At 64.4% G+C, this 24,674-nt stretch carries 22 protein-coding genes and 1 tRNA gene; 16 read left to right on the top strand and 7 right to left on the bottom strand.

What is annotated here, in order from left to right:
* The first annotated feature begins 124 nt into the window (after positions 1–124).
* Positions 125–2,233, top strand: a complete 2,109-nt coding sequence (recG, locus tag JJE66_RS18970) for an ATP-dependent DNA helicase RecG (RefSeq protein ID WP_200515880.1) — start codon at positions 125–127, stop codon at positions 2,231–2,233.
* 81 nt (positions 2,234–2,314) lie between these two features.
* Here the strand turns inward: recG and JJE66_RS18965 are convergent, their stop codons facing one another.
* The 3 genes from JJE66_RS18965 to glmS all read right to left on the bottom strand — a co-directional run bounded on the left by JJE66_RS18965 (position 2,315) and on the right by glmS (position 5,963).
* A complete protein-coding gene (locus JJE66_RS18965) occupies positions 2,315–3,172 on the bottom strand; it encodes an NAD(P)-dependent oxidoreductase (protein ID WP_200515878.1) in 858 nt (285 codons plus the stop codon).
* A gap of 104 nt (positions 3,173–3,276) precedes the next feature.
* Positions 3,277–4,047 carry a DUF502 domain-containing protein gene (locus JJE66_RS18960; RefSeq protein ID WP_200515875.1) on the bottom strand — a complete coding sequence of 257 codons (771 nt, stop codon included), beginning with the start codon at positions 4,045–4,047 and terminating at the stop codon, positions 3,277–3,279.
* A gap of 89 nt (positions 4,048–4,136) precedes the next feature.
* Positions 4,137–5,963 (bottom strand): glutamine--fructose-6-phosphate transaminase (isomerizing), encoded by a 1,827-nt coding sequence (glmS, locus tag JJE66_RS18955; protein WP_200515873.1) that lies wholly within the window; start codon positions 5,961–5,963, stop codon positions 4,137–4,139.
* A gap of 214 nt (positions 5,964–6,177) precedes the next feature.
* Here glmS and JJE66_RS18950 point away from each other — a divergent pair, with 214 nt between their 5' ends.
* Positions 6,178–6,408, top strand: coding sequence for a hypothetical protein (locus JJE66_RS18950; RefSeq protein ID WP_200515870.1), 231 nt, complete (start codon positions 6,178–6,180; stop codon positions 6,406–6,408).
* Positions 6,409–6,414: 6 nt separating this feature from the next.
* Here JJE66_RS18950 and glmU read toward each other — a convergent pair whose 3' ends face one another.
* Entirely contained in the window at positions 6,415–7,788 is a 1,374-nt protein-coding gene (glmU, locus tag JJE66_RS18945) for a bifunctional UDP-N-acetylglucosamine diphosphorylase/glucosamine-1-phosphate N-acetyltransferase GlmU (protein ID WP_200515868.1), read from the bottom strand.
* A gap of 180 nt (positions 7,789–7,968) precedes the next feature.
* Between glmU and JJE66_RS18940 the strand changes: the two genes are divergently transcribed.
* A complete protein-coding gene (locus JJE66_RS18940) occupies positions 7,969–9,354 on the top strand; it encodes a hypothetical protein (RefSeq protein WP_200515866.1) in 1,386 nt (461 codons plus the stop codon).
* Between the two features lie 400 nt (positions 9,355–9,754).
* Positions 9,755–10,135: a hypothetical protein gene (locus JJE66_RS18935; RefSeq protein WP_200515864.1), complete on the top strand. Its 381-nt coding sequence runs from the start codon at positions 9,755–9,757 to the stop codon at positions 10,133–10,135.
* On the opposite strand, the gene JJE66_RS18930 is transcribed toward JJE66_RS18935, so the two are convergent.
* Positions 10,095–11,654, bottom strand: a complete 1,560-nt coding sequence (locus JJE66_RS18930) for a beta-(1-6) glucans synthase (protein ID WP_200515862.1) — start codon at positions 11,652–11,654, stop codon at positions 10,095–10,097. The genes JJE66_RS18935 and JJE66_RS18930 overlap by 41 nt on opposite strands.
* A gap of 330 nt (positions 11,655–11,984) precedes the next feature.
* Between JJE66_RS18930 and JJE66_RS18925 the strand changes: the two genes are divergently transcribed.
* The 4 genes from JJE66_RS18925 to JJE66_RS18910 all read left to right on the top strand — a co-directional run bounded on the left by JJE66_RS18925 (position 11,985) and on the right by JJE66_RS18910 (position 16,080).
* Positions 11,985–12,578, top strand: coding sequence for a beta-1-3, beta-1-6-glucan biosynthesis protein (locus tag JJE66_RS18925; protein WP_200515861.1), 594 nt, complete (start codon positions 11,985–11,987; stop codon positions 12,576–12,578).
* Positions 12,579–12,793: 215 nt separating this feature from the next.
* A complete protein-coding gene (locus JJE66_RS18920; protein ID WP_200515859.1) occupies positions 12,794–15,454 on the top strand; it encodes a glycosyltransferase in 2,661 nt (886 codons plus the stop codon).
* 252 nt (positions 15,455–15,706) lie between these two features.
* Positions 15,707–15,782 (top strand) — tRNA-Lys (locus tag JJE66_RS18915).
* Positions 15,783–15,849: 67 nt separating this feature from the next.
* On the top strand, positions 15,850–16,080 hold the full coding sequence (locus JJE66_RS18910) for a type II toxin-antitoxin system HicB family antitoxin (protein WP_200515858.1): 231 nt from the start codon (positions 15,850–15,852) through the stop codon (positions 16,078–16,080).
* A 112-nt stretch (positions 16,081–16,192) separates the two neighbouring features.
* Here JJE66_RS18910 and JJE66_RS18905 read toward each other — a convergent pair whose 3' ends face one another.
* Entirely contained in the window at positions 16,193–16,867 is a 675-nt protein-coding gene (locus JJE66_RS18905) for a hypothetical protein (protein WP_200515857.1), read from the bottom strand.
* Between the two features lie 274 nt (positions 16,868–17,141).
* On the opposite strand from JJE66_RS18905, the gene JJE66_RS18900 reads away from it, so the two are divergent.
* The 3 genes from JJE66_RS18900 to JJE66_RS18890 all read left to right on the top strand — a co-directional run bounded on the left by JJE66_RS18900 (position 17,142) and on the right by JJE66_RS18890 (position 18,539).
* Positions 17,142–17,312: a hypothetical protein gene (locus JJE66_RS18900; RefSeq protein WP_200515853.1), complete on the top strand. Its 171-nt coding sequence runs from the start codon at positions 17,142–17,144 to the stop codon at positions 17,310–17,312.
* Positions 17,313–17,995: 683 nt separating this feature from the next.
* On the top strand, positions 17,996–18,238 hold the full coding sequence (locus JJE66_RS18895) for a hypothetical protein (protein ID WP_200515850.1): 243 nt from the start codon (positions 17,996–17,998) through the stop codon (positions 18,236–18,238).
* A 61-nt stretch (positions 18,239–18,299) separates the two neighbouring features.
* A complete protein-coding gene (locus JJE66_RS18890) occupies positions 18,300–18,539 on the top strand; it encodes a hypothetical protein (RefSeq protein ID WP_200515847.1) in 240 nt (79 codons plus the stop codon).
* Positions 18,540–18,958: 419 nt separating this feature from the next.
* Here JJE66_RS18890 and JJE66_RS18885 read toward each other — a convergent pair whose 3' ends face one another.
* Positions 18,959–19,879: a LysR family transcriptional regulator gene (locus tag JJE66_RS18885; RefSeq protein ID WP_200515843.1), complete on the bottom strand. Its 921-nt coding sequence runs from the start codon at positions 19,877–19,879 to the stop codon at positions 18,959–18,961.
* Positions 19,880–19,986: 107 nt separating this feature from the next.
* Between JJE66_RS18885 and JJE66_RS18880 the strand changes: the two genes are divergently transcribed.
* Genes JJE66_RS18880 through JJE66_RS18860 form a run of 5 tightly spaced genes read left to right on the top strand, consistent with a single transcriptional unit; the run spans position 19,987 to position 24,621 of the window.
* A complete protein-coding gene (locus JJE66_RS18880; RefSeq protein ID WP_200515842.1) occupies positions 19,987–20,310 on the top strand; it encodes a Dabb family protein in 324 nt (107 codons plus the stop codon).
* The gene (locus JJE66_RS18875; protein WP_200515840.1) at positions 20,307–21,386 is read left to right on the top strand and encodes a maleylacetate reductase; all 1,080 of its coding nucleotides are present in this window, start codon (positions 20,307–20,309) and stop codon (positions 21,384–21,386) included. Before JJE66_RS18880 ends, JJE66_RS18875 begins: the two co-directional genes overlap by 4 nt.
* A gap of 5 nt (positions 21,387–21,391) precedes the next feature.
* Positions 21,392–22,768 (top strand): amidohydrolase family protein, encoded by a 1,377-nt coding sequence (locus JJE66_RS18870; protein ID WP_200515838.1) that lies wholly within the window; start codon positions 21,392–21,394, stop codon positions 22,766–22,768.
* A gap of 20 nt (positions 22,769–22,788) precedes the next feature.
* On the top strand, positions 22,789–23,721 hold the full coding sequence (locus tag JJE66_RS18865) for an NAD(P)-dependent oxidoreductase (RefSeq protein WP_200515836.1): 933 nt from the start codon (positions 22,789–22,791) through the stop codon (positions 23,719–23,721).
* Positions 23,722–23,736: 15 nt separating this feature from the next.
* Positions 23,737–24,621, top strand: a complete 885-nt coding sequence (locus JJE66_RS18860; protein ID WP_200515834.1) for an intradiol ring-cleavage dioxygenase — start codon at positions 23,737–23,739, stop codon at positions 24,619–24,621.
* Positions 24,622–24,674: the final 53 nt, after the last annotated feature.

The following is a 24,674-nucleotide window of genomic DNA, read 5'->3' as shown; positions in this document are numbered from 1 at the left end:
TCGAACCTGTCGTGTCAGCCCTCGATTTGGCATGGCGTGATGCCCGCGTGCGGACACGAAAAAAGACGTGGATGCTCAGCATAAAGCCGGGCATGACGAGCCGAAACGATCCTAGATTCGCCTGATGCGCCCCAGCCTGCTCAATCCGCTGTTTGCTCCCGTGACCAGCCTACCCGGCGTCGGTCCGAAGCAGGACAAGCTGTTGCAATATCTGCTCGGCCGCAACGAGACGCCGCGGCTGGTGGACCTGTTGCTGCATTTGCCGAGCCAGGTCATCGACCGCCGCGCCCGGCCGAAGATCCGCGACGCCGTCCAGGGAACCATGGTGACGCTGGAGGTCACCGTCGATCGTCATCGCCCGCCCCCGCCGCGCAATTCGCGCGCGCCCTATCTGGTCTATGCCAGCGACGACACCGGCGACGTCGTGCTGACCTTCTTCCGCGCCAAGCCCGGCTATGTCGAGAAGCTCTTGCCGGTCGGCGAGAAGCGCTACGTCTCCGGCACGCTCCAGATGTATGACGGCATCCCGCAGATCGTGCATCCCGACCGCGTCATCGACGAGGAGGGATTCGCAAAACTCTCCGGCATCGATCCCGTCTATCCGCTCACCGAAGGGCTCGCGATCGGCTCGCTGCGCCGCGCCGTCGCGCAGGCGCTGCAAAAGCTGCCGCCCTTGCCGGAATGGATCAGTCCGGAGGTGCTGCGCCGCTGCCACTTCCCGCCAATCGCGGAGGCTTTCCACCGCGTACACCAGCCGGTCGAGCTCACGGATATCCTGCCCGACCAGCCGTTCTGGTCGCGCCTTGCCTTTGACGAACTGCTGGCCGGACAACTGGCGCTGGCGCTGATCCGCGCACAATTGCGCAGGCCGGCCGGCGTGCGCAATGCCGGCGACGGACACTTGCGCAACAAGATCATCGACGCCCTGCCCTATGCGCTAACGTCTTCCCAGCGTGAAGCCGCGGCTGCGATCGCGGATGATCTGAAGCAGCCCGTGCGCATGCTCCGCCTGCTCCAAGGCGACGTCGGCTCGGGCAAGACCGTGGTGGCGCTGCTGGCCGCCGCCGCTGTCACCGAGGTCGGCAAGCAGGCCGCGCTGATGGCGCCGACCGAGATTCTGGCGCGCCAGCACATCAAGACCATCGCGCCGCTCGCCGAGCGCGCCGGCATGCGGGTCGCGATCCTCACCGGCCGCGAAAAGGGCAAGGAGCGGCGCGAGATCATCACGCAACTCGCCGAGGGCGAGATCGACCTGCTGGTCGGCACCCATGCGCTGATCCAGGACGATGTGATCTTCCATGATCTCGCGCTCGCGGTCGTCGACGAGCAGCACCGTTTTGGCGTCCGCGAGCGCCTCGCGCTGACCTCGAAGGGCGACGCCGTCGACGTGCTGGTGCTGAGCGCCACGCCGATCCCGCGCACGCTGGTGCTGACCTATTTCGGCGATATGGACATCAGCGAATTGCGCGAGAAGCCGGCCGGCCGGCAGCCGATCGAGACCCGCACCATATCGATGCGCCGGCTCGTCGAGGTCACCGATAGCATCGGCCGGGCTTTGGAGTCGGGTAAGCTGGTCTACTGGATCTGCCCGCTGGTCGAGGAATCCGAAGCCGAAGGCACCGAACACCTCACCAACGCGACGAAACGTTTCGAGAGCCTGCAAAAACGTTTCGGCGACCGCGTCGGCCTCGTCCACGGCCAGATGAAGGGCGCCGAGAAAGACCGCGTGATGGGCCAGTTCGCCGCCCACGAGATCGGGCTTCTGGTTGCAACCACCGTGGTCGAGGTCGGCGTCGACGTGCCGGCCGCCACCATCATGGTGATCGAGAATGCCGAGCGCTTCGGCCTCGCACAACTCCATCAGTTGCGCGGCCGGGTCGGGCGCGGCTCGGAAGCATCCACCTGTCTCCTGCTCTACTCGGAACCGCTCGGCGAGATGTCGAAGGCGCGGCTGAAGGTGATCCGCGAGACCACCGACGGTTTTCGCATCGCCGAGGAGGATCTAAAACTGCGCGGCGAAGGCGACGTGCTCGGCGTCCGCCAGAGCGGCCTGCCCGGCTACCGCATCGCGCGCCCGGAGGTGCACGGCCAGCTCATCACCCAGGCCCGCGACGAGGCGCTGCGCATCATGAAGGACGATCCGAAGCTGAAAGGCGAGCGCGGCGAGGCGCTGCGGTGCCTGCTGTATCTCTACGAGCGGGACGAGGCGATCCCGCTGATCGGGGCTGGATAGGATGTACCTGCCACCGCATCGGCTGTCCTCTCCCTCCCCGCAAGCGGGGCGAGGTAAACGAAGAGTGCGCGCGGCTCGAGTCTATCCCTTCTTCTTCGCGCTTCTTTCCGCGAATGCCTTCAGCAACGCCGCATCCACCGCTTCGCCGTTCGCATCGCCGGCCAGATGCTCGAACCATCTGGCAAAGCCTTCGTAGATCTGACTCGCCGGATGATCCGGTCCGAGGAAGCCGGAAATCTCCCGCATCTCCGCGACCCAGCGATAGGCCTTCGGGATCATGTCGGGCAGCGCAACCTCGAGCCGCGCCAGGATCGCGGGCTGGCTCAGTGCGAGCTCGTCGCGCAGCGCATCCGCAGCGCCTGCTCTGGTCGCTGCGACCACCATGGCCGAACCGATCCCGGCGAGGCCCTTGACGATGCCGGCATAGGACATCTTGAGCGCAGACGCCGCGCCGACCGGGCCCTCGACGATGCGGACATCGAGCCCGAGATCTTTCAGCACGGCAACGTCCCCAGCGTGCTCGCCGGACAGATAGAACGCCGGGCTCTTGCCGCCCGGCTGCGGCGGGAAGCCGATGATGCCGCCGTCGACGAAGGGCGCGTGCGCCGAGCCGATGATCTCCGCGATCCGGCGCACGGTGTCGATGTTGACGGCGTTGCAGTCGACCACGACCGGCTTCTTCTCACGCCTGGCGATCAACGCGGCGAGCCGCTCGGCCAGCGCCACCGCCTCGCCCGGAGGCACGATCGAAAGGATGATGTCGGCGCCCGCGATGGCGTCGTCCTCGGCGCCGACCATACCGGCATCGGCTGCCCGCTTCAGCGTCGCTTCGCTGCGTCCTTTCAATGATGTCAGCACGCACGCGCCGTTTTCGCTCAGGCGGCGGGCCACGGCGCTGCCCATGGCGCCGGGTGCGAGGATCGCAATGGTTTTGGACATCGGACGCTCCAGGTCGAATTCCGAACGACGCGCTCGGTTCAACCGGAGAATAGCAGAGGTCCGACGTGCTCGCGTGAACGCGGCCATCCCAAACCGGAATGGCCCTACTCCACCTTCGCAGGCTCGGGCTGGAGCATCGAGGCGTTGGCAATGCGCGCGGCGTTGGCCATGCCGGCGAGTGCAGCGGCCTTCTTCGGGTCGGGTGCCGCGCCCGGCTGCACCACGCCGGCCGACATGATCAGAGTCGCGGCATCCTCGGCGCTAAGCTCGACCTCGATGATCTTGCTCTTGGGCACGTAGAAGAAGAAACCGGTGGTCGGGTTCGGCGAGCACGGCAGAAACACCGAGACATGTTCCTCCTGCCCCGGCAGGCTGCGTGCGACCTCCTCGTTCGGCGATTGCGAGATCAGCACGATCGACCACATACCGGGCGATGGAAACTCGACAAGGCCGACTTTTCGGAAGCTCGAGCCCTTGCCGGAAAACAGCGTTTCGAACACCTGCTTCAGGCCACGATAGATGGCGCGAACGGCCGGGATCCGGCCAAGCAGGGTCTCGCCGACATCGACCAGCGTACGGCCGATCAGGTTGGCTGCGAGGAAGCCGACCAGCGTCAGCGTGAAAAATGCGACAATCAGTCCCCAGCCGGGGACGCCATAGGGCAGATAGGTGTCCGGCCGATAGGCCAGCGGCACGAACGGCCGCACCACGCCATCGACCCACGTAACGAACCACCAGATCAGATAAAGGGTGATCGCGATCGGACCCGTGACGATCAACCCGGTCAGGAAATAGTTGCGGAAACGGCCCATCAGCCCGATGTGCGGTTCCGGGGCGGGATCAAGCGGCGTAGGCGCGTCGTCGCGGGCGGTCATTCGGGTTCCAGATCGGTCGCTTCGGTCAAGCTAGGGTCTTCTAGCAGGTTTTGGAAGACCACCTAGCGTTCCGACCTGATCCCTTCTGCCTATTCCACCGTCACCGACTTGGCGAGATTGCGCGGCTGGTCGACGTCGGTGCCCATCACCACCGCCGTATGATAGGCGAGCAGCTGCACGGGAACGGCATAGACCATCGGGGTGAACGCGGCCGCCATGTCCGGCATGACGATGGTGACGAGCGAATCCACCGTCGCCTCCTCCGCGCCCTTGGCGTCGGTCATCAGGATGATGTTGCCGCCGCGGGCGGCGACCTCCTGCATGTTGGAGACGGTCTTCTCGAACACGCGGTCATAGGGCGCGATGACGACGACCGGCATGGTCTCGTCGATCAGCGCGATCGGGCCGTGCTTGAGCTCGCCGGCGGCGTAGCCCTCGGCGTGAATGTAGGAGATTTCCTTCAGCTTCAGCGCGCCTTCGAGCGCCAGGGGAAAGCTGGTGCCGCGGCCGAGATAGAGCACGTCGCGGGATTTTGCGATCCTGTGCGCGAGCTTTTCAATCTGAAGCTCGGCGGTGAGCGCATCCGCCATCAAACGCGGGATCTCGACCAGGCCGTGAACGAGCTTGGTCTCGTCCTCGTCGGACAATTCGCCGCGGGCCTTTCCTGCGGCGATCGCCAGGTTTGCCAGCACCATGAGCTGGCAGGTGAAGGCTTTGGTCGAGGCGACGCCGATCTCGGGGCCGGCCAGCGTTTGCAGCACGGTCTCGCTTTCGCGCGCAATGGTCGAGGTCGGCACGTTGACGACGGCAATCGTGTGCGCGCCCTCGGCCTTGGCGTAGCGCAATGCGGCCAGCGTATCGGCCGTTTCGCCGGACTGCGAGATGAAGATCGCGAGATCGCCCTTGCGCAACGGCGCTTCGCGATAGCGGAATTCAGAGGCGACATCGACCTCGACCGGCAGCCGCGCGAATCGCTCGAACCAGTATTTCGCAACGATGCCGGCGTAACTCGCGGTGCCGCACGCCGTGATGTTGATGCGCTGGATGTCCTTGAAGTCGAAGGGCAGCTTGACCGGCAGCGAGACGCGCTCGGTCGCCATGTCGACATAGCGCGCCAGCGTGTGGCCGACCACTTCCGGCTGCTCGTGGATCTCCTTCGCCATGAAGTGGCGGTAATTGGCCTTGTCGACCAGCGAGGTCGAAGCCGCGTGCTTGATCTTGTCGCGCTGGACGGCGTGGCCATCCTTGTCGAAGATCGCAGCGCTCTTGTGCGTCAGGACGACCCAGTCGCCGTCTTCGAGATAGCTGATCGTGTCGGTGAACGGGCCGAGCGCGATCGCATCCGAGCCGAGATACATTTCGCCATCGCCATAGCCGATCGCCAGCGGTGGTCCGTTGCGGGCACCGATCATCAGGTCGTCGTCGCCGGCGAAGATGAAGCCGAGCGCGAAAGCGCCACGCAGACGTGCCAGCGTCAGCTTCACCGCCTCCACCGGCTTGTTGCCGCGTGTCAGCAGATCGTCGACGAGATGCAGCACGATCTCGGTGTCGGTCTGGGTATGGAAGACCGTGCCCGTCTTCTCGAGCTCCTCGCGCAGCTCGCGGAAATTCTCGATGATGCCGTTATGGACCACAGCGACGCGCTCGGTCGCGTGCGGATGGGCGTTGTTGACGGTCGGCTTGCCGTGGGTGGCCCAGCGGGTGTGGCCGATGCCGGTGGTGCCCTTCAGGGGCTCGGCTTCCAGCCGCTTCTCCAGATTCTTCAGCTTGCCCTCGGCGCGGCGGCGCTCGAGATGCTTGCCTTCGAGCGTAGCGACGCCTGCGGAGTCGTAACCGCGATATTCAAGACGTTTGAGCGAATCCACCAATTGCTCTGCAACCGGCTCGCGCCCGAGAATGCCGACAATCCCGCACATGCGGATCAATATCCCCCAAATCGTCGAAAAATCGCCTAAACGACGCGCGCGGTTTTTAGCGAAGTTCCTAACGAACCAGTTACTCAATAATTATGACGGATTGCGACAGCGACGCGCGATCGTTCCCCGCGTCGAATTGGCCGGCCTTAAACCGCGCGCATTAACCTGCTGTCAACAAGTTTGACTGACGATTTCCCTGCAAGGGAGTAAAGCCATGAAAGGCTCGTCCGACCGCAGAGGCCTGTCGTCGACGTTCGTGCAAGCACGCGAGACCACAGGCACGCATCTCGCGCATTGGCCGCCGCCCCAGCGCGGCCTCGACCGGGGCAAGGAAAGCAAGCCTGTCCTCGTCACACAGGCGGCCGGCGAACCGGTAAAGCGCGCCAGGTCGCGCGGCTGGCGCCTGACGCGCGCGATGTTCTCGGACGTCGCCGACGACGACTAGGGCCGCTCACGTCTCCGGCTTCTTCTCGACCTTCTTCCCACCCGTCTTCATCTCGCGATAGCGCGCCGCGCCGCCTTCCCTGATGGTCTGCTGGTTGCGCTCCAGCGCCATCGCCTCATCAGGCACGTCGCGGGTGATCACCGAGCCCGAGCCGATATAGGCGCCGTTGCCGATCTTCACCGGCGCGACCAGCGAGGAATTGGTGCCGACAAAGGCGCCCTGGCCGATGATCGTCTTGTGCTTCTTGAAGCCGTCGTAGTTGCAGGTGATGGTCCCGGCGCCGATATTGGAATTGGCGCCGACGGTGGCATCGCCGATGTAGGAGAGATGATTGACCTTGACGCCGGCCTCCAGCGTCGCGGCCTTGGTCTCCACGAAATTGCCGATGCGTGCCCCGTCGCCGAGCGAAGTGCCGGGACGGAGCCGCGCATAGGGGCCGATCGAGACGTTCTTGCCGAGCTTTGTCTCGACGATATGCGAGAAGGAGTGGATCACGGCGCCGTCGGCGATCGACACGCCCGGCCCGATCACCACGAACGGCTCGATCGTCACATCCTTGCCGAACACCGTGTCGGCGGCGAGATGGACGGTCTCCGGCGCGATCAGCGTGACGCCGGCCTCCATTGCAGCCTTGCGCAGCCGCTCCTGCATGACGGCTTCCGCTTCTGCGAGCTGGGCCTTGGTGTTGATGCCGCGCACTTCGTCCTCGCTGGTCTCGATCACCACGGACTCCCATCCCTGCTCGCGGACGATGCCGACCGCGTCCGTCAAATAATACTCGCCCTTGGAATTGGCCTTGCCGATCCTGTCGAGGATCGCCAGCGCCCGCCGTCCGTCGATCGCCATCACGCCGGCATTGCACAGATTGATCTTGCGCTCGTCCGCGCTGGCGTCGGCGTGCTCGCGGATCGCGACCAGGCGTTCGCCCTCGACGATGAAGCGGCCATAGCCGGTGGGGTCGGCGGCGCGAAATCCGAGCGCGGCAAGTGCGGCGCCCTTGGCTAGCGGCGCGCGCAGCCGTGCAAAGGTCTCGGCCGAGATCAGCGGCGTATCGCCAAACGCGATCAGGACATCGTCCACGCCGCGCGCAATCGCCTCCCGCGCCGCCAGCACCGCATGCGCGGTGCCGAGCCGCTGACTTTGCACGAAGGTGAGCGCATCGGGACGGATGCGCTTTGCCTCGTCAGCGACCGCCTGATGATCGGGACCGATCACGACCGCGAGCGCGATGCCGGTTCCGGTTTCCTTGGGGGCGGCGGCGAGAACATGGGCGAGCAGCGTCTGGTGGGCGACGGGATGCAGCACTTTCGGCAGGTGTGAGCGCATGCGCGTGCCTTCGCCGGCGGCGAGCACGATCGTGAGGCTTGAGCGGGCGGTCATCGCAATCCTGTCAAATACGGCCGAATCAATCATCACATCGACGGGCAACGAGCCGTTGTCGCCGGAGCTGCCCGCCTTGCTACCCCCGCAAACACCCGGAATTCAAGTGCGAGTGGGTTTTCCTGTTAATGTTCTCTGATTGATTCGGGGAAGCCAGGCAGGGCTGGGCGCTAAACGTTCATGGCAAAGGATTCCGACCCACTGGCGGACGCCTTCGGCGACAAGGAGGCCGGCGGACTGTTCTCCGGACTTTTGGCCGAGGAAGGCGCGTTCGATCGCCGCATGCTGTGGCGGTTGGGCTCGTGGGGGGCGGCCGCCGTCGGCGCCGTCGTGGTGGCCGTTCTCGCCAACCAGGCCCATCTCGGCTGGCGGCGCGACCAGGTCGCTTCAGCCGATCTCACCCGCCAGTCCGACCGGCTCCAGGTGCTGACCAAGGAAAGCCAGCTCGAAGCCCGCCGCCTCGCCTCCGCCATCGAGACGCTGAACGCCGATCGCGACCGGCTCTATTCGCGCGTCACGGTGCTCGAGCAAGGGCTCGATTCCGTCACCGGCGCCATCGCCAAGCAGAACGCGCCATCTCCCCAAATGTCGGCTTCCCAGGTGTCGGCTCCCCAAGCGTCGGCCGCGAAGCCGCAGGATACGCCCGTCGCTGCCGCGCAGCCCGCGGCCCCGGATGTCGCGCCGGTCACCTCGACGGCAGCCTCGCTGGTCGACAGGCCGCACGCCGGAGCCGGCAAGGAGCCCAGGGACAGTTCGAACAAGGACAATTCGAAAGAAGCCGCGAAGGATCAGTCGAGCCCACCGCCGCAGACTGCGGCTGCGGCCTCGCTCATGCCGCAGTCCCCACCCGCGCCTTCAGCGCTGCCGCTCGTCGCCTCCAAGTCGATCATGGCGCCGCCTGATCCCGCGGCGTCGAAACTGGTTCAACCGGAAGCCACCGAGAAGAAGCCTGAGCTGGCGCCCGTTCCGACCGAAGTCGCCGCAGCGTCAGCTAAGCCGCAGGAGACAACCGAGCCTGAGTCCCCCCCAATCGCAGTCCAGCAGACGCGCTTCGCCATCGACCTCGGCGGCGCGAATTCGATCGACGGCCTGCGCGCGCTCTGGCGCGGCCTGACCAAATCCAATCCCGAGATCGCCACACTCCGGCCGATCATCATGATCAAGGAAGGCAACACCGGCCTCGGCATGCAGCTCCGTCTCGGCGCCGGCCCGCTGATCAACGCCGCCGCCGCCGCAAAGCTCTGCGCCGGTTTGAGCGAAAACGACCGCCATTGCGAGACGACGGTGTTCGACGGCCAGCGCCTGTCGATGCGCGGCGGCTCGGACAAGGGCCAAGCCAAGGGATCGGAGAAGAACTCCGAGAAGACGCAGGACTCGGTGCCGCAGGCCGAAGCGACCCCGGCGCCTGCGCCGACCGCCAAGCCCGACAAGCATCGCCGCAGCTACGCGTCCAAGCGCTCATCAAAGCGCGAGGAGCCTGCACCCGCACCGCAGCCTGCGGCGCCCGCAGCCAAGCCGGAGGCGGCGTCTGCGAGCTCGACGATATCGTCGTTCTTCAGGCGGTAGGAATATCAGGACTCTTGATTGAACCGCCGGAGTGTCGCCGGATTGGATTTATATCCGCGCACTGCGCAACTCAAAGAACTGCCATCAACTGGCTGATCTTGATTGCCGCGCAAATGATCATACCCCAAAGCGCAAAATTGACTTGCAACGCCTCAGCCATTGCCTACCCCGCTCGCCTCCTCGCAGTCGCGCTCTTGAACGACGTGATCTGCTCCATCGAATCAGTGATCACACCCGCGCTTCGAGCCGAATGCTAGGCGACGTCGGAACTCTCGCAAATCCGTATCGCTACGGTTCCGACGTAGTTGTGCAAAAGACGGCAACGGGCCGAGCGACGCTCCCGGTATAAAAATCCCCCGCCCCTGTTGCTCCCTCTCCTCTTCCCGACCATATTGCCGCCATGACAAAAAAGCCGTTCCGCCTCACGCCCTATCAGGTGCAATTTCTCATCGTCGTCGGTTTCGTCACCGTCGGCTGGGCGCTCTATGTGCGCTATTTCGCGGTCGAGTTCTCGCAGGTAGCGCTAGCCTGCGATGCCGGTCTGCAGACCATGATCTGCAAGGCGCGCTCGGTGTCGACGTCGCTGTTCAAGAATTCGGTATTCGGCATCGTTGCGCTGGTGATTGCAACGCTGAACCTGATGCGGCCCTCGATCGTGCTGCTCACGCTCGGCGTGGTCGCAGCCGGCCTCGGCATCGTGCTCTACAACATCGTGCTGGCGGGCCTGGCGATCGGCCTGCTCATCCTTGGCTTTGCTCGGCCCGCGCCCGCCACAGCGTAAGCGCGAACAACAGGTAGATCGCGCAGGTCCACATCGCCTGCCAGTTCTCGCGGCCCTCGTTCAGGATCACGTAGACGGCCGACAGCGCCAGCAATCCGGCGAACACCGCCTCCGCGATCGGCCGCACGCCGATCTGTGGCCGGTTCAGCATCAACAGCGCGAACGGCACCACCGCCATCGTCAGCGAGGCGTAGGGGAAGTCGCGATAGCGCGGATCGAACACGAAACCGAGCGCAGTCTCGGCCGCGATCACCGCCGTCACCGCCAGGGTCAGGCCGAGCACGGCGGAGAGTTTCGACCATTTGCGTCCCTCGCGCGGACCGAGCAGGTCGAGGAAGCTCGGCAGGCTGCGGCCGATCACGATCGCCTGCGCGCAGAAGATCGGCGACAGGATGCCGGCCAGCAGCAGCACGCCCCATTGCAGCCAGCCGCCCCAACCGTAGCTCTCGTAGAGCATCTTCTCGGTGGCGATCCCGAGCAGGATGCCCGCCGACGTCGCGGAGATGCCGACAGCGAGCCAGGCCGAGAAGCGCGGCGTCCAGGGACGGCGGCGCAGCGTGATGCCGGCGACCGCGAACACCAGCACGCTCAGGCCCATGCCGGCGCCCATGTACCATTTCCAGAAGGGGAAATTGCTGATCGGTTCGCCCGGCGGATATTTCAGCTGGCGCCGCACGGAATCGATCAGGCCCCAATAGCCGCCGACGGTGCCTTCGAGCCGGCGCTTCCACGGCTGGTCATAAGCCTCGATCAGATTGACGCGAAACTTCTGCGCCTTCGCGAGCCCCAGGATCTCCGAGACCACGCGTGCCTGGTTGGTGCGTGACGGCAGCGCGCCTTCGCGCATGCGGCCTTCGCTCGGCCAGCCAGTCTCGCCGATCAGGATCTCCTTGCCGGGGAACGCCACCGCCATCCGCTCGCGGATCGCCTCGACATGGGAGGCTGCGAATTTCGCCTTGACCGGGACATCCTCCCAATAAGGCAGGATGTGAATCGTGACGAAGTCGACGGCGTCATAGACATCGCGGTTCTTCAGCCAGTATTCCCAGACGTCGGCATAGGTCACGGGCACGCTGACCTGCGCCTTCACCGAACGGATGATCGCGGTGAGGTCCGACGTCGTCATCTCTCCGCGCAGCAACACCTCGTTGCCGACGACGAGCGAGGAGATGATGGTGGGGAATTCCTTGGTGAGGCGGACCGCGGTCGCCACCTGCGCAAAATTCTTGGCGCGGTTGCTGCCGAGCCAGATGCCCTGGATCACCTTCAGCCCGCCGACCTTGGCCGCAACCGCCGGCACCTGGTCGAGCCCGTTCTCGATCGAATAGGTGCGGACGCAGTCGGTGATCTGCTTGAGCTGGCGCAGATCCTGCTCGAGCTGGTCAGCCTCGACATGGGTCCATTCGTTCAGCGGCGTCTGCTCGCCGCGAAACGGCGCATAGGAGACGCATTGGACCTTGTCATTGGGATCGATGGGCGCGCGCGCGAGCGTGATCGGCGTGGCCAGCCACCACCACACGGCAGCAATCGCACCCAGGGAGACGAGCAGGAGCGCCAGTGGCGTACGAAGAGAAATCGGTTCCGTCCTCCGCGAAGGGCCCGTCGATTACCTGCTCGCACGCCATCTGCCAAGGGGGGACGTAGGCGAGGTGCTCGCTCTCCCCGGCGAATTGGGCTGTGGCCGTTCGACCGGACCCTAGGATCGTGACTTTGCTGGACAAAAATTCAAATACAGGCCATGGGATTCTCCGGGAATTTTCCGCCGCATTGGAGACCCATTTGGACGCCATCACATCGGCGTCCGCGAGGTCCTCCCGCGTGGGCGGACGGCTGAGCAATTGGGGAATTCATGCGGCGACGGGTGTTCGAGTTACGAAATGCGGTCCTGCGGCAGTTCGCGGCCACTTTGGCCGTCTCTTCCCTTGTCCTCCTGGCCGGTCTCGGTAGCACCTCCGCCCAGAGCGGAACGCCCGCCCCCGACCAAGCCAAGCAGCCGGCGGCGCAGGCTACCGACTCCGCTAAGGATGCCAACCAGAACCAGAAGCGGATCGACGAGTTCGCTGAAGCTGCCCGCACCATTAATGGTCCGGCCGGCAACCCTGAATGCGTCTGGCTCGGCCGTCGCGCGGTTCAGTTGATGTACAGGGATGACCTCGATACCGCGTTCCGCCACATCGACCTCTACGACCGCTTCGGCTGCCCCGGCGGCCACATCCAGGCCGCGTTCCGCTGCCTGACCCGCTTCCTTACCCAGATCGACGACAAGGTTCCGAACAGCCTGAATAATCTGACCCAAGCCTGCTGGATCAACCCGGCTGCGCAGCCGCAGCAGACATCCGCGGCCGCCTCGTCTTCGCCCGCACCGACCACCGGAGCCCCACAGCCGCAGTCGACAGCGAGCCCTTCGCCCGCGGCCAGCCCGACGCCGGCACCGCCCAAATAGCCGCAGCCCGGCTTCAGCCTCCGTTCAGGAACGATCGGCGATATCTGCTGTTGGCACTGCCACGCTCCCAAAATGGCCATGCCCTCATAAGGACATGAGGCCATGACTGTTGTGAAACCGCGCGGCAGAGGTATGCTCCATTTGCCGCGGACTCGGTCGGATCTTGGGGTCGGATCCGCAGCCCTGCCAACTCAGCCCCTTTTGGTTTAGCCGCGATGCGCGTTGTCGCCGCCGTTCTGTTGCTCGTGTCCGTGCTCCACGCCGGCCTCTGGGGAGTCTTGCGCGACAAGGAGCCCGCACCGGATTTCAAGGGTCTGCTGCCCAGCCTGTCCTATACGCCGTTCGAACCGGGACACGTCGTCGACAACAACGTCGACCCCGAAAAGATTCGCGCGGACATGAAGAAGCTCTCGACCATCACGCGCGCGATCCGGTCCTACTCCGCGACGGAAGGCAACGAGCTGGTGCCGCCGATCGCCGCCGAGTTCGGCCTCAAGGTCACCGTCGGCGCCTGGATCGACAAGGATCCCGACCGCAACGAGCGCGAGATCAAGGCCGCCATCGAGCTCGCCCGCAAGAACAGCAACGTCAACGGCGTCGTCGTCGGCAACGAGGTGATCTACCGCGGCGAGCAGAAGATCGAAGACCTCATCGAGTTGATCAAGCGGGTGAAGAGCGCGGTCCACGTTCCCGTCACCACCGGCGAGATCTGGAACATCTGGCGCGACAACCCCGACCTTGCCTCCAACGTCGATTTTATCGCTGCCCACGTCCTGCCCTATTGGGAAAATTTCCGCTCGGACCAGGCCGTCGACCAGGCCGTCGACCGCTACAATTTGCTGCGCAATCAGTTCCCGGGCAAGCGCATCGTGATCGCCGAGTTTGGCTGGCCGAGCGCCGGCTATAACTTGCGCAATGCTGACCCCGGTGCGTTCCAGCAGGCGCTCACGCTGCGCAATTTCGTCAGCCGCGCCGGAGCGCTCGGCATGGACTACAACATCGTCGAGGCGATCGATCAGCCCTGGAAGTTCTTCGAAGGCGGTGTCGGTCCTTACTGGGGCATCCTCAACGCCAGCCGCGAGCCGAAATTCGCCTGGACCGGCCCGGTCGAAAACCCTGATTATTGGAAGCTGATGACGATCGCGCTCCTGGTCGGCATTCTGCTGTCGCTGCCGATCCTGCGGCTGGAGCAGCCGACCGCGAAACAGGCCTTCCTGCTCTCAGTCACCGCCAACGGCGTCGGCGCCTGGGCCGCGACCGTGTTCGGCTATTGGAATGGACACTACTTCCTGTTCGGATCAGCTTTCGCGCTGACGCTCGGCATGATCCTCCTTGTTCCTCTTGTTCTGATCGCGATGGCGCGCATCGACGAAGTCGCAGCCGTTGCCCTCGGCCGGCCGCCACGGCGGCTGCTCGCCAAGAGCAAGCCGATCGAGAACGTGCCCGAGAATTATTACCCGAAAGTCTCGATCCACATTCCGGCGTATTCCGAGCCGGTCGAGATGCTGAAGCAGACGCTCGATGCGCTGGCGCGGCTCGACTATCCGAACTACGAATGCGTGGTCATCATCAACAACACGCCGGATCCCGCGTTCTGGCAGCCGATCCAGGACCATTGCCGCGCGCTCGGTGAACGCTTCAAGTTCATCAATGCCGAGAAGGTGAAGGGCTTCAAGGCAGGCGCCCTGCGCATCGCCATGGACCGCACCGCCGTGGATGCCGAGATTATCGGCATCCTCGATGCCGACTATGTCGTCGAACCCGACTGGCTGAAGGACCTCGTGCCGGTCTTCGCCGATCCGAGCGTCGGCCTGGTGCAGGCGCCGCAGGAACACCGCGACGGCGATCTGTCGATCATGCACTACATCATGAACGGCGAATATGCCGGCTTCTTCGACATCGGCATGGTCCAGCGCAACGAGCTCAACGCCGTCATCGTCCACGGCACGATGTGCCTGATCCGCCGCGCCGCGATGGACATGGCCGGCGGCTGGTCGAGCGACACGATCTGCGAAGATTCGGATCTCGGACTTGCGATCCAGGAGCTCGGCTGGACCACCCACTACACCAACCATCGCTACGGCAAGGGGCTGCTGCCCGACACCTACGAGGCCTTCAAGAAGCAACGTCATCGCTGGGCCTATGGTGGCCTCCAGATCGTGAAGAAGCACTGGCGGCAGTTCCTGCCCGGGAGAAGCCGGCTGACCTCGGACCAGAAGCGCGAATACGGCCTGGGCTGGCTGAACTGGCTCGGGGCCGAAAGCCTTGGCGTGGTCGTGGCGCTACTCAACCTCATCTGGGTGCCGATCGTCGCCTTCGCCGACATCGCCATCCCCGACAAGATTCTGACGCTGCCGATCATCGGCGCCTTCATCGTCTCGCTCGCGCATTTCCTGTCGATGTACCGCGCGCGCGTCGCGATCAAACCCGGCCAGATGATGGGCGCCATGATCGCCGCGATGAGCGTGCAGTGGACGGTCTCGCGCGCGGTCGCGCAAGGCCTGATTACGGAGCACATCGCGTTCGCGCGCACCTCCAAGGGCGGCCTGTCCAGGATGTCGATCGAGTTCCAGGCGTTCTGGGAGGCCGTGATCGGCGCTCTGCTCCTGATCGGCGCCGGCGTGCTGATTGCCTCCAACAATTTCAGGCAGATCACCGAGATCTACATCTTCGCCGGCGTCCTGGTGCTGCAGAGCTTGCCGTTCCTGGCCGCGGTCGCGATCGCCATCCTCGAGCTCAGCCGCATCAACTCGTTCCAGTTCTGGCGCGACGGCGCGATCCGCACCGCCGAGCTGATCGGCCTGCGCCCGGTTGCCCTGCCGACGCCTGGTAACGCGCAGCCAGTGCCGAGCGAGGTGCGGCGGGAGGCGAACTGACTTCGACGTGGACGACGGCCACCAATCCAGGTGAAAGTCCCCAGTTAAGCAGCGGAAACAGCGGAAGAATCTCCGCCCGCACTACTATCCGCGGCAGCCACTCGCGCTATTGACCTCCGCGCCCCATCCCCCTACACAGCGCGGGCCGAAAGCATGACCCGGAAACGTTCGGTTTTCCCCGCAACGCCAAGTCATGCTTTTCCAGATGACCGAGACGATGGCGATCGACTTCAAAGCCATCAGCGGCCATGGGAGCGCGTAGCTCAGCCGGTAGAGCACGTGACTTTTAATCACGGGGTCCTGGGTTCGAGCCCCAGCGCGCTCACCAACGGTCCGTGCAAAGCAGCTCAGCATCGAAGACGCCTCCGACAATGTTCCTGCGAGACTGAGACCACATGGGCGAGCGTCCTCACTACACAATCATCATTGACTCGCTTCCGGAGGAAGACGGCGGCGGATTTGTCGCGACCGTGCCTGATCTTCCCGGTTGCATGTCCGATGGCGCCACCGAATCCGAAGCGGTGCAAAACGTGCAGGATGCAATCAGCTGTTGGATCGAGGCTGCCGAGGAAGAGCATCGGCCGATCCCCGTTCCCTCACACTTGCGACGAGCGGCAGCCGGTTAAGTTCCGTCGGCGCGACCATTTCACAGAATGTCATTCATCGATGCAGCCTCACACCCAACCGGCGCGCAAGGTTAGCACGGCCGCAATCCCAAGCGATTTTGCATGAGCTTCTTCAGCTTTCCGGAGCTGAAACTGTCGCCGGCACACTCAGCGGCGCTCCTCCAACCGAAACGGGCCCTGCAGATTTCGACTGCCGAGCCATTCGTTTGCGCATCGCTGCGGACAGTCCGTAACGAGCATGCGCTCTTCGAATCGAAGATGTGACGTCCGAAGTCATTGTACTTTGCAGCGAGTCGATCTTCGCGATCAGCGTCGAAAGCTGCGGCGATATCTTCCTCACGTCGCCCCGTTCGTCCGTGATGCTCTGTCGGAGAGACACGAGAACCGTTGAATCCTGCTGCCGCAGAGCCGTATTCTGCTGCAACGAGGAATTGATCTCCCGCAGCGAGGCGGCCTGCTGTTGCTGGGCCGACTGAATGTCCTTCAAGGCAGCGACAATCGGATCCGGTTTTGGCGCGACAGCTTCCCGTCTCGGAAGCAGCGCGGCCAAACTGCTGATGTTCGGCGACGGAAGATCGAACGGCAATGTATAGATGGCCGCCGCGCCATTGATGGCCAAGGCGCACACCGACAGTGCCAGGACCGATTTCCGGCTGGATTGCTTGCCCGATGCCGGAGCTTCCAGGACTTCGTGTTCGGCTTCGGGTCCGAATGCCGCGGCTGCAAGTGCTGCAGCGTCGAGGTGCTCGGCAAAGCCCAGCGTTTCGGATGTCGTGGTCATACGCATTGACCTCATGAGCGAGCAAAAGGAAGCCGTCGCCGGAACGTCCTCGCGACGCCTCCCTTACGCAGCACCCACTTACAACTGCCTAAAATTGTGAGCTTTTCGGATTAATTCCACGTTAGCGACGTGGCCGCCTGGCATGTCCAGCCACCCCGGCCGACTACGGGGGCCGTGCGATGGAGTGCCATCGCAGGCTTCACGTTCCATGAGCCCCGCCAAAAAGCTGGAAGACAACCCGCCGGAAAGGTGTAGGATTCGACAAAACGGGAGGAACGGCATGTTTGAAATCAACGGTTTCGACACGGCAGGCGTCGTCAGCCTCAAGCGGCTGTCACTCGCCGCCGCCCTCAAAAAAGCCAAGGAGCTGATCGAGGACGGGTGCTGGGACGTTCGGATCGTTGATCCAAATGGCCGGGTCTACACCTCGTTCGAGGAGCAGGCCGCTTAGCCGCCCCGCCTCTGGCGCTCGTTCGAAGCACCCGGGCTTCTGGATAAGGACCTCGCGTGCGATCGCGTTATTGGCTTGCCATGCTGATCGGCTCAACGATCGGGGGATTCGTCCCCGCGTTGTGGGGTGGCGGGATGCTGTCCTACTCCGGTGTCCTGCTCAGCGGCCTCGGCGGAGCCGTCGGATTGTGGATCGCCGACCGAACCAGATAGAACCGGGCAACCGGAAAACATCACCCGCGCTGATTTCCGCTAGCCACCCCGCCCGACATTGGACGAGGCGTTGTTCAGCCACCGCTGCGTTGCATCGTCACTCCACCCGGGGACCGCGAAGCGTGCCCGAGACGTCGCATCCGCTCTCGGACGTTCCACCGCCGGATGGCGCGCGCGCGCATGACGCAGCGTTGCGGCATTCGCAAAGGTACACAGGACAATCAAGAGACTCAGGGCCAAAATCAAAATAGAGCGCATCGGATCAGCTCCCATCGCTGCTAGCTCCATCTGATGCGCCGCTTGTTCCAACGCAATCCGCCCCGGCTTCACAGCTGCGAGATGGACGCGCGAAAGCAACGCTGGCGCGGCGCCATCAGCCGGCCCTCAACTCCCGCGCGTGCACCGTTGCCAATCAGCCCGTTTGGGCGCACGCTCCCTCCAGGCGCGCAAGACGCCGCACGGGAGAGACACATGAAGGAACCGGGCCTGGATGGCCGCCACCGGGACAAGGATGGCGAAATCAGCAAGAAACACGGCAACACCCAGCTCAGTACATTGCGGAAGATTTACGGAAAGGGTTTTGCGGCCGGGTATCCGGATACGACAGAACTCAACGAGGTCTTGCGTCAGTTGAACGAGACGTCGCTGAGCCAGTTGCGTCGCGATCACGGCACAGGCCATTTGGGGCACAAGATCGACCACGCCACGAAGTAACGGACGTCAGTTGAGACTTCCGAAACCGGGCGCTAGGATGGGCCTTTCTACGGAGGCTCATTTGAAACAGGTCATTATCATCACAGCCGTCGCGCTCCTTGCGACGGCTCCCGCCCGAGCCCAGGCGCTGGTCGATCCCACCAAGGTTGCGCCCGAATACCGCGAGGCTGCGGAGAAGCGCCGCGCCGAGCAGATCCGTCAGCGCGAATGCGGCCTGAAGGCGGATCTGGAGAAAGTGCTGCCGCGAGACCGGACCGTCTATCTCAATCATTGCCTGGACGCGATGGCGGCGAAACAATAGCGGTTCGCACCTCGTTGCGGGGGTCGGGCGTGAGATCAGGCCGGCCTTCAGGCTTTCTTCAGATATTCGGCTCACCGTGGCCGCCGATTTCCAATAGTCATTGTCATCGGCGTATGAGCTTCGTCCAGGTCCAGTGCACGCGCTGCAAGACGATGTTTCGCGATCGCGCGGGACGGTTGCAGGACGGCTATTCCAGGCAATGTCCCGGTTGCGAAGTCGTGTTGTTCTTCGCCGAGGACTCGCAGCACCCTTTCATCAAGCGCGCCATGCGAAACGCGCGGAAGGCCCGCAAGGAACAGCACGAAGCCGAGGCGGTCAGGCGCGCCGCCCCGCCGGAACCGCGTGCGGCGCCCCGGTCACGGTCGTCCAGCGGACGGACCCGGGTGCAGGAGCGATCAGAGTAGCGCCGGGCCGGCCGTTCACGTCGCGTCGATCCAGATCCCGGCGTCGGAATGCGTGCGGATGTGGTCGACCAGAAAATCGGAAAACACCCTGATCTTCGCCGGCAGCCGGACGCGGTTCTGGTAGGCCACGTTCATCGTCAGCAGCGGCAGCTCCCAATCCATCAGCACCGGCACCAGCTTGCCGGCCGCGATGTCGCCCTGCACGATGTAAAGCGGCTGGATCAGGATGCCGAGGCCGGCAAGCGCGGCCCCACGGATGACCTGGCCGTCATTGCTGTCGAGCGCCGGCGCGATGCGCACCGTCTGCGCGGCGTTCCCCTTGTGGAGCCGCAGCGAATAGGGATCGTTGGCAAGGTTGTAGATCAGCATGTCATGGCGCGCGAGGTCGGCGGGATGCTCGGGCCGGTCGTGCGTCGCGAGATAGGATGGAGCCGCCGCCAGCACCCGGCGCATCTGCCCGATGCGGCGGATGATGATGTTGGAATCCGGCTCCTGCTCCCTGGTGCGGATCGCGACGTCGATCCCCGCCTCGATGAAATCGGGATAACGGTTGGCGGCAATGATCTGAACATCGAGCTTCGGATAGAGCTTGCGAAACGCCGGCAGCATCGGCGCCATGTAGATCATCGCAAAGGACAGCGAACTGGTGACGCGCAGCGTACCCTTCGGCGATAGCGCGCGATCACTGACGGCATCCTCCGCTTCGGCGAGCTCGTTCAGCAGCGTGCTGCAACGCTGCAGCAGCTCCTGGCCTGCCTCGGTCAACCACTGCCGGCGCGTGTTGCGCTCAATCAGCCGGACCGCGAGCCGCTCCTCCAGCGCGCTGAGGTGCCGGCTCGCCGCCGCGTTCGACATGCGCAGGATCTCGGCGGCCTTGGAGAGGCTGCCGAGCTCGGCCGTCCTGGAAAACACCTCAAGCTGGAGAAGCCGGTCCATTCTTCCTCAAATAGGAAAAGAGACTTACGATTTTTGGCCTTTATTTCCGATTTCTGCAAGGCAAAATGCTCCCAACAAGCAAGATCGCAGGCGAGGAAATCCGGGAAATGTCGGGCCCAATCAAGCACATCGTGATGTGGCGGCTGCGCGCGGAGACCCAGGCGGAGCGCAAGGCGGCCCGGACCAAGGTCAAAACCCTGTTCGAAGGCCTCAAGGGCCGGATCGACGGCCTCACCCATATCGAGGTCGGCGCCGACATCAGCGATGTCGATTATGCCTGCGACGTGGTCCTGGTCTCCGAGTTTACCGACAGCGCGGCCCTGACGGCCTACGCCACTCATCCGGAACATCTGCGGGTGCGGGATGAGCTTGGCGACTTGCGGATCGGGCGTTTCCAGGTCGATTATCCCGCCAAAGAGACCGGCGCATGATCGGTTCGTTCACCTTTGAAAATCTGCACTGCCGCGTCGTCTTCGGCAGCGGGACGCTTGGCGCGGCCAAGGCCGAGGTCGAGCGCCTCGGCGGCAAGCGTGCGCTGGTGCTGACGACGCCGCAGCAGGAAGCGCAAGGTGCGGCCCTCGGCGCCGCGCTCGGATCGCTCTATGCCGGACTCTTCGCCGACGCCACGATGCACACTCCGGTCGAGGTGACAGACAAGGCGCTGGTGGCGATGAAGGCCTGCGATGCCGATTGCGTCGTCGCGCTCGGCGGCGGTTCGACGACAGGGCTCGGCAAGGCGCTGGCCTTGCGCACCGGAATCAACCAGCTCTGCATTCCCACCACCTATGCCGGCTCGGAGATGACCCCGATCCTCGGCCAGACCGAAAACGGCCTGAAGACCACGGTACGCGACACCGCCGTGCTGCCGGAGACCGTGATCTATGACGTCGACCTGACGCTGACGCTTCCGGTTGGCCTGACTGCCACCTCGGGCATCAATGCGATCGCGCATGCGGTGGAGGCGCTTTATGCGCGCGACACCAACCCCGTGACCTCGCTGATGGCGGAAGAAGGCATCCGCGCGCTGGCGCGTGCCCTGCCCGCCATTGCCGCCAAGCCCGATGATCGCGGCGCCCGCAGCGACGCCCTCTACGGCGCCTGGCTGTGCGGCGTGTGCCTCGGCACCGTCGGCATGGCGCTGCATCACAAGCTCTGCCACACGCTCGGAGGCACTTTCGACCTGCCGCATGCAGAGACGCACACCATCGTGCTGCCGCATGCGCTGGCCTACAACGCTCCTGCCGCGCCCGAGGCGGTGACGCGAATTGCGCGCGCGATTGATGCGGCCGATGCGACGCAAGGCCTTTACGGTCTCGCCAAGCGATTGGGCGCCAAGCTCGCACTGCGCGACATCGGCATGCCCGAGAGCGGCATCGACAAGGCGGCCGATCTCGCCGTCACCAACGCCTACTGGAATCCGCGCCCGCTCGAGCGCAATGCCATCCGCGAGCTGATCGCGCGCGCCTGGGCCGGCGAGCCGCCGGTCGCGACCAAAGCGGCGACGTGAGCGACATGCGCCGCACCCTGATCCAATCAGCAACGATCATCAGCATGGACGATCGCATCGGCGATCTCCGTAGCGGTGACGTGCTGGTCGAGAACGGGCGGATCGCCGAGGTGCGTCCCAATATCGACCTCGGCAGCGGCGCGGCTGATGCCGAGATCCTCGACGAAAGCGGCCGCATTGTCATTCCCGGGCTCATCAACGCGCATATGCACACCTGGCAGACGGCGTTGCGCGGGTATGCTGCGAACTGGACGCTGCTGGAATATTTCCGTCGCATGCATGCCGGGCTCGCGACCTTGTTTGCCCCGGATGACATCTACATCGCGACGCTTGTCGGCGCGCTGAACCAGATCAATTGCGGCGCCACCACGCTGGTCGACTGGTGCCACAACAACCCGACGCCCGCGCATACCGACGCGGCCGTGCGCGGCCTGATCGAGAGCGGCATCCGCGTCGCCTTCTTCCACGGATCGCCAAAGCCGGAGCCGAAGCCGGGCGAGCCGCATTTCTCGGAGGTGCCGCATCCCCGCCGCGAGGTCGAGCGGCTGCTGGCCGGCCCCCTCGCCGATCGGAATGGCCTGGTCACGCTGGGGCTCGCCGTTCTCGGTCCGCATTATTCGACACTCGACGTCGCAATGCACGATTTTCACCTGGCGCGCGAGCTTGGCCTGATCGCTTCGATGCATCAGGGCGGCGGGCCGGCGAAGACACAAGGCGGTTGGGAAAAGCTGATCGAGGCCGGCCTCGTCGGTGCCCACGTCAATATCGTCCATGGCAACGATCTGCCCGACGAGCTCCTGCAAAAGCTGATCGATCTCGGCGTCACCTTCTCGGTGACGCCCGAGAACGAGATGATCCAGGGCCACGGGTTTCCGATCACCGGACGGCTCTTGAAGCGCGGCGTCCGCCCCACCATCGGCATCGACCTGGAATCCGTGCTGCCCGGCGATCTCTTCTCGGCGGCACGCGTCGCGCTGTCGATGCAGCGCGCGCTCGACAATGCGGAGATGCGCAAGAGCCAGGGCACGATTCCCGCCACGACCACGATCCCGGCGCGCGAGGCGCTGGCCTGGATCACGACCGAAGGCGCACGCATGCTCGGCCGCGAGAGCCAGATCGGCTCGCTGACGCCGGGGAAACTCGCCGATCTCGTGATCATCAATGCCGACGATCTGAATCTTTTCCCGGTCCACGATCCCGTCGCCACCGTGGTGATGCAGACGAGCCTCGCCAATATCGAGGCTGTGATGATCGGAGGCCGCTGGAAGAAACGAAACGGACAATTGCTGGTCGACGGGCTGGCGCAGAAGAAAGAGCTGCTCGCACAATCCGGCCAGCGGCTGGTGCGGGACATCGAACGACAAGGGCACGCCGCCAGATAGCGGCCAACGGACAACAAGAAATGACTGACACGACCAGACACATCGCTTTCATCGGAATCGGCAAGATGGGCCTGCCGATGTCGCAGCTCGTCGCCAAGGCCGGCTATGCCGTCACCGCCTTCGACCAGAGCGCCGCGCAGCTCAACGAGGCGCGTGAGCACGGCATCAGCGCTGCAAGCTCATCCGCCGACGCCGTCAGCGGCCGGCCCGTGGTCATCACCTCGCTGCCCGACGACGCCGCCTTGCGCGCCGTGATGCTCGGCCCGGCCGGCCTGATCGGCGCGATGGCACCGAAAGCAGTGCTGATCGAGACCAGCACGGTCAGCGCAGAAGCCTCGGCGGAGGTCGATGCGGCCGCACAGGTTCGCGGAATTTCCTATCTGCGGGCGCCCGTCTCCGGCAACGCCAGCATCGTCCACACCGGCGCGCTGAGCTGCTTCGTCTCCGGCCCGAAGGACGCCTTTGAGAGCGCCAAGCCGTTGTTTTCGAGTTTTACCCGCGCACAGACCTATCTCGGAGCCAGCGAGGAAGCCCGCTACGCCAAGCTCGCGGTCAATCTCATGATCGCGGTTTCGGCCGCGATGATGGCCGAGAGCCTGGCGCTGGCGCGCAAGGGCGGCATCGGCTGGCAGGACATTTTGAAGGTGCTGGACGAGAGTGCGGTCGCCTCGCCCATGGTGAAGTACAAGACGGCGCCGTTGCGGACCCGCGACTTCGTCTCGAGCTTCTCCTGCAAGCAGATGGCCAAGGACCTCGACCTCATCCTCGGCGCCGGCCATGCCGTCGGCGTGCCGCTGCAGCTCGCAGCCCAGGTGCGCGAGACCTATGGCTCGCTGATCGCGCAAGGCGATGGCGACACCGACTTCATCGCAACCGTCAAGCATCTCGAACGGCTGTCCGGACTCGACGAGCCCAGACTTGACGAGCCCAGACTTGGCGAGCCCAAACTCTGATCGACGGAGGCAGACTTGCGTAATTTCAGCGAGACCAACATCACCGACGCCGTGCTGGAGCGCATCACAGGCGCAAGCGATCCGCGCATCAAGCAGGTCAGCGAAGCGCTGGTGCGCCACCTCCACGCCTTCGTGCGCGAGATCCGGCCGACCCAGAAGGAATGGGAATACGGCATCGACTTCCTGACCCGGACCGGCCACATGTGCGACGACAAGCGGCAGGAGTTCATCCTGCTGTCGGATACGCTCGGCGTCTCCATGTTGGTCGACGCCATCAACCATCCGGTGCCGGAAGGCGCGACCGAGACCACCGTGCTCGGCCCGTTCTTCGTCCAGGACGCGCCGGAGAAGCAGAACGGCGACGACATTTCAGGCCACATGGAAGGCGATCCCATGATCGTCACCGGCTCGGTCTCGACCGTCGACGGAAGGCCGCTCGCGGGCGCCGTGGTCGACGTCTGGCATTCCGACAATGACGGCTATTACGACGTCCAGCAGCTCGACGAGATCGGCGATCTCGCGATGCGTGCGCGCTTCCACACCGATGCCAACGGCCGCTTCCATTTCTGGTCGATCAAGCCCGCCGCCTATCCGATCCCGCATGACGGTCCGGTCGGCGAGATGCTGGAGGCGCAAGGACGCCACCCCTGGCGGCCCGCGCATGTGCACTTCATGATTTCGGCGCCGGGCTTCGAGCAGCTGGTGACGCATGTGTTCGTCGCCGGGGACAAATATCTCGACAGCGACGTGGTGTTCGGCGTCAAGGACAGCTTGATCCACGACTTCGTACGCTGCCCGGCCGGCCGTGCGCCGGATGGTCGCATGGTGGCTAGTGCCTACTTCCATCTCAACTATGATTTCGGCCTGAAGCAGGCCGCCAGCAGCGTACAGGCCGCGTAAGCCGAACGTCGAATCGACGGACTGACAACGGTCTGCGACGAGGACGAAGACGG

The organism is Bradyrhizobium diazoefficiens (assembly GCF_016612535.1).
In the GTDB taxonomy this organism is placed as follows: Bacteria; Pseudomonadota; Alphaproteobacteria; order Rhizobiales; family Xanthobacteraceae; genus Bradyrhizobium; species Bradyrhizobium diazoefficiens_C.
The sequence above is the reverse complement of the archived record's forward strand: the minus strand, read 5'-3'. Positions and strand labels throughout refer to the sequence as shown.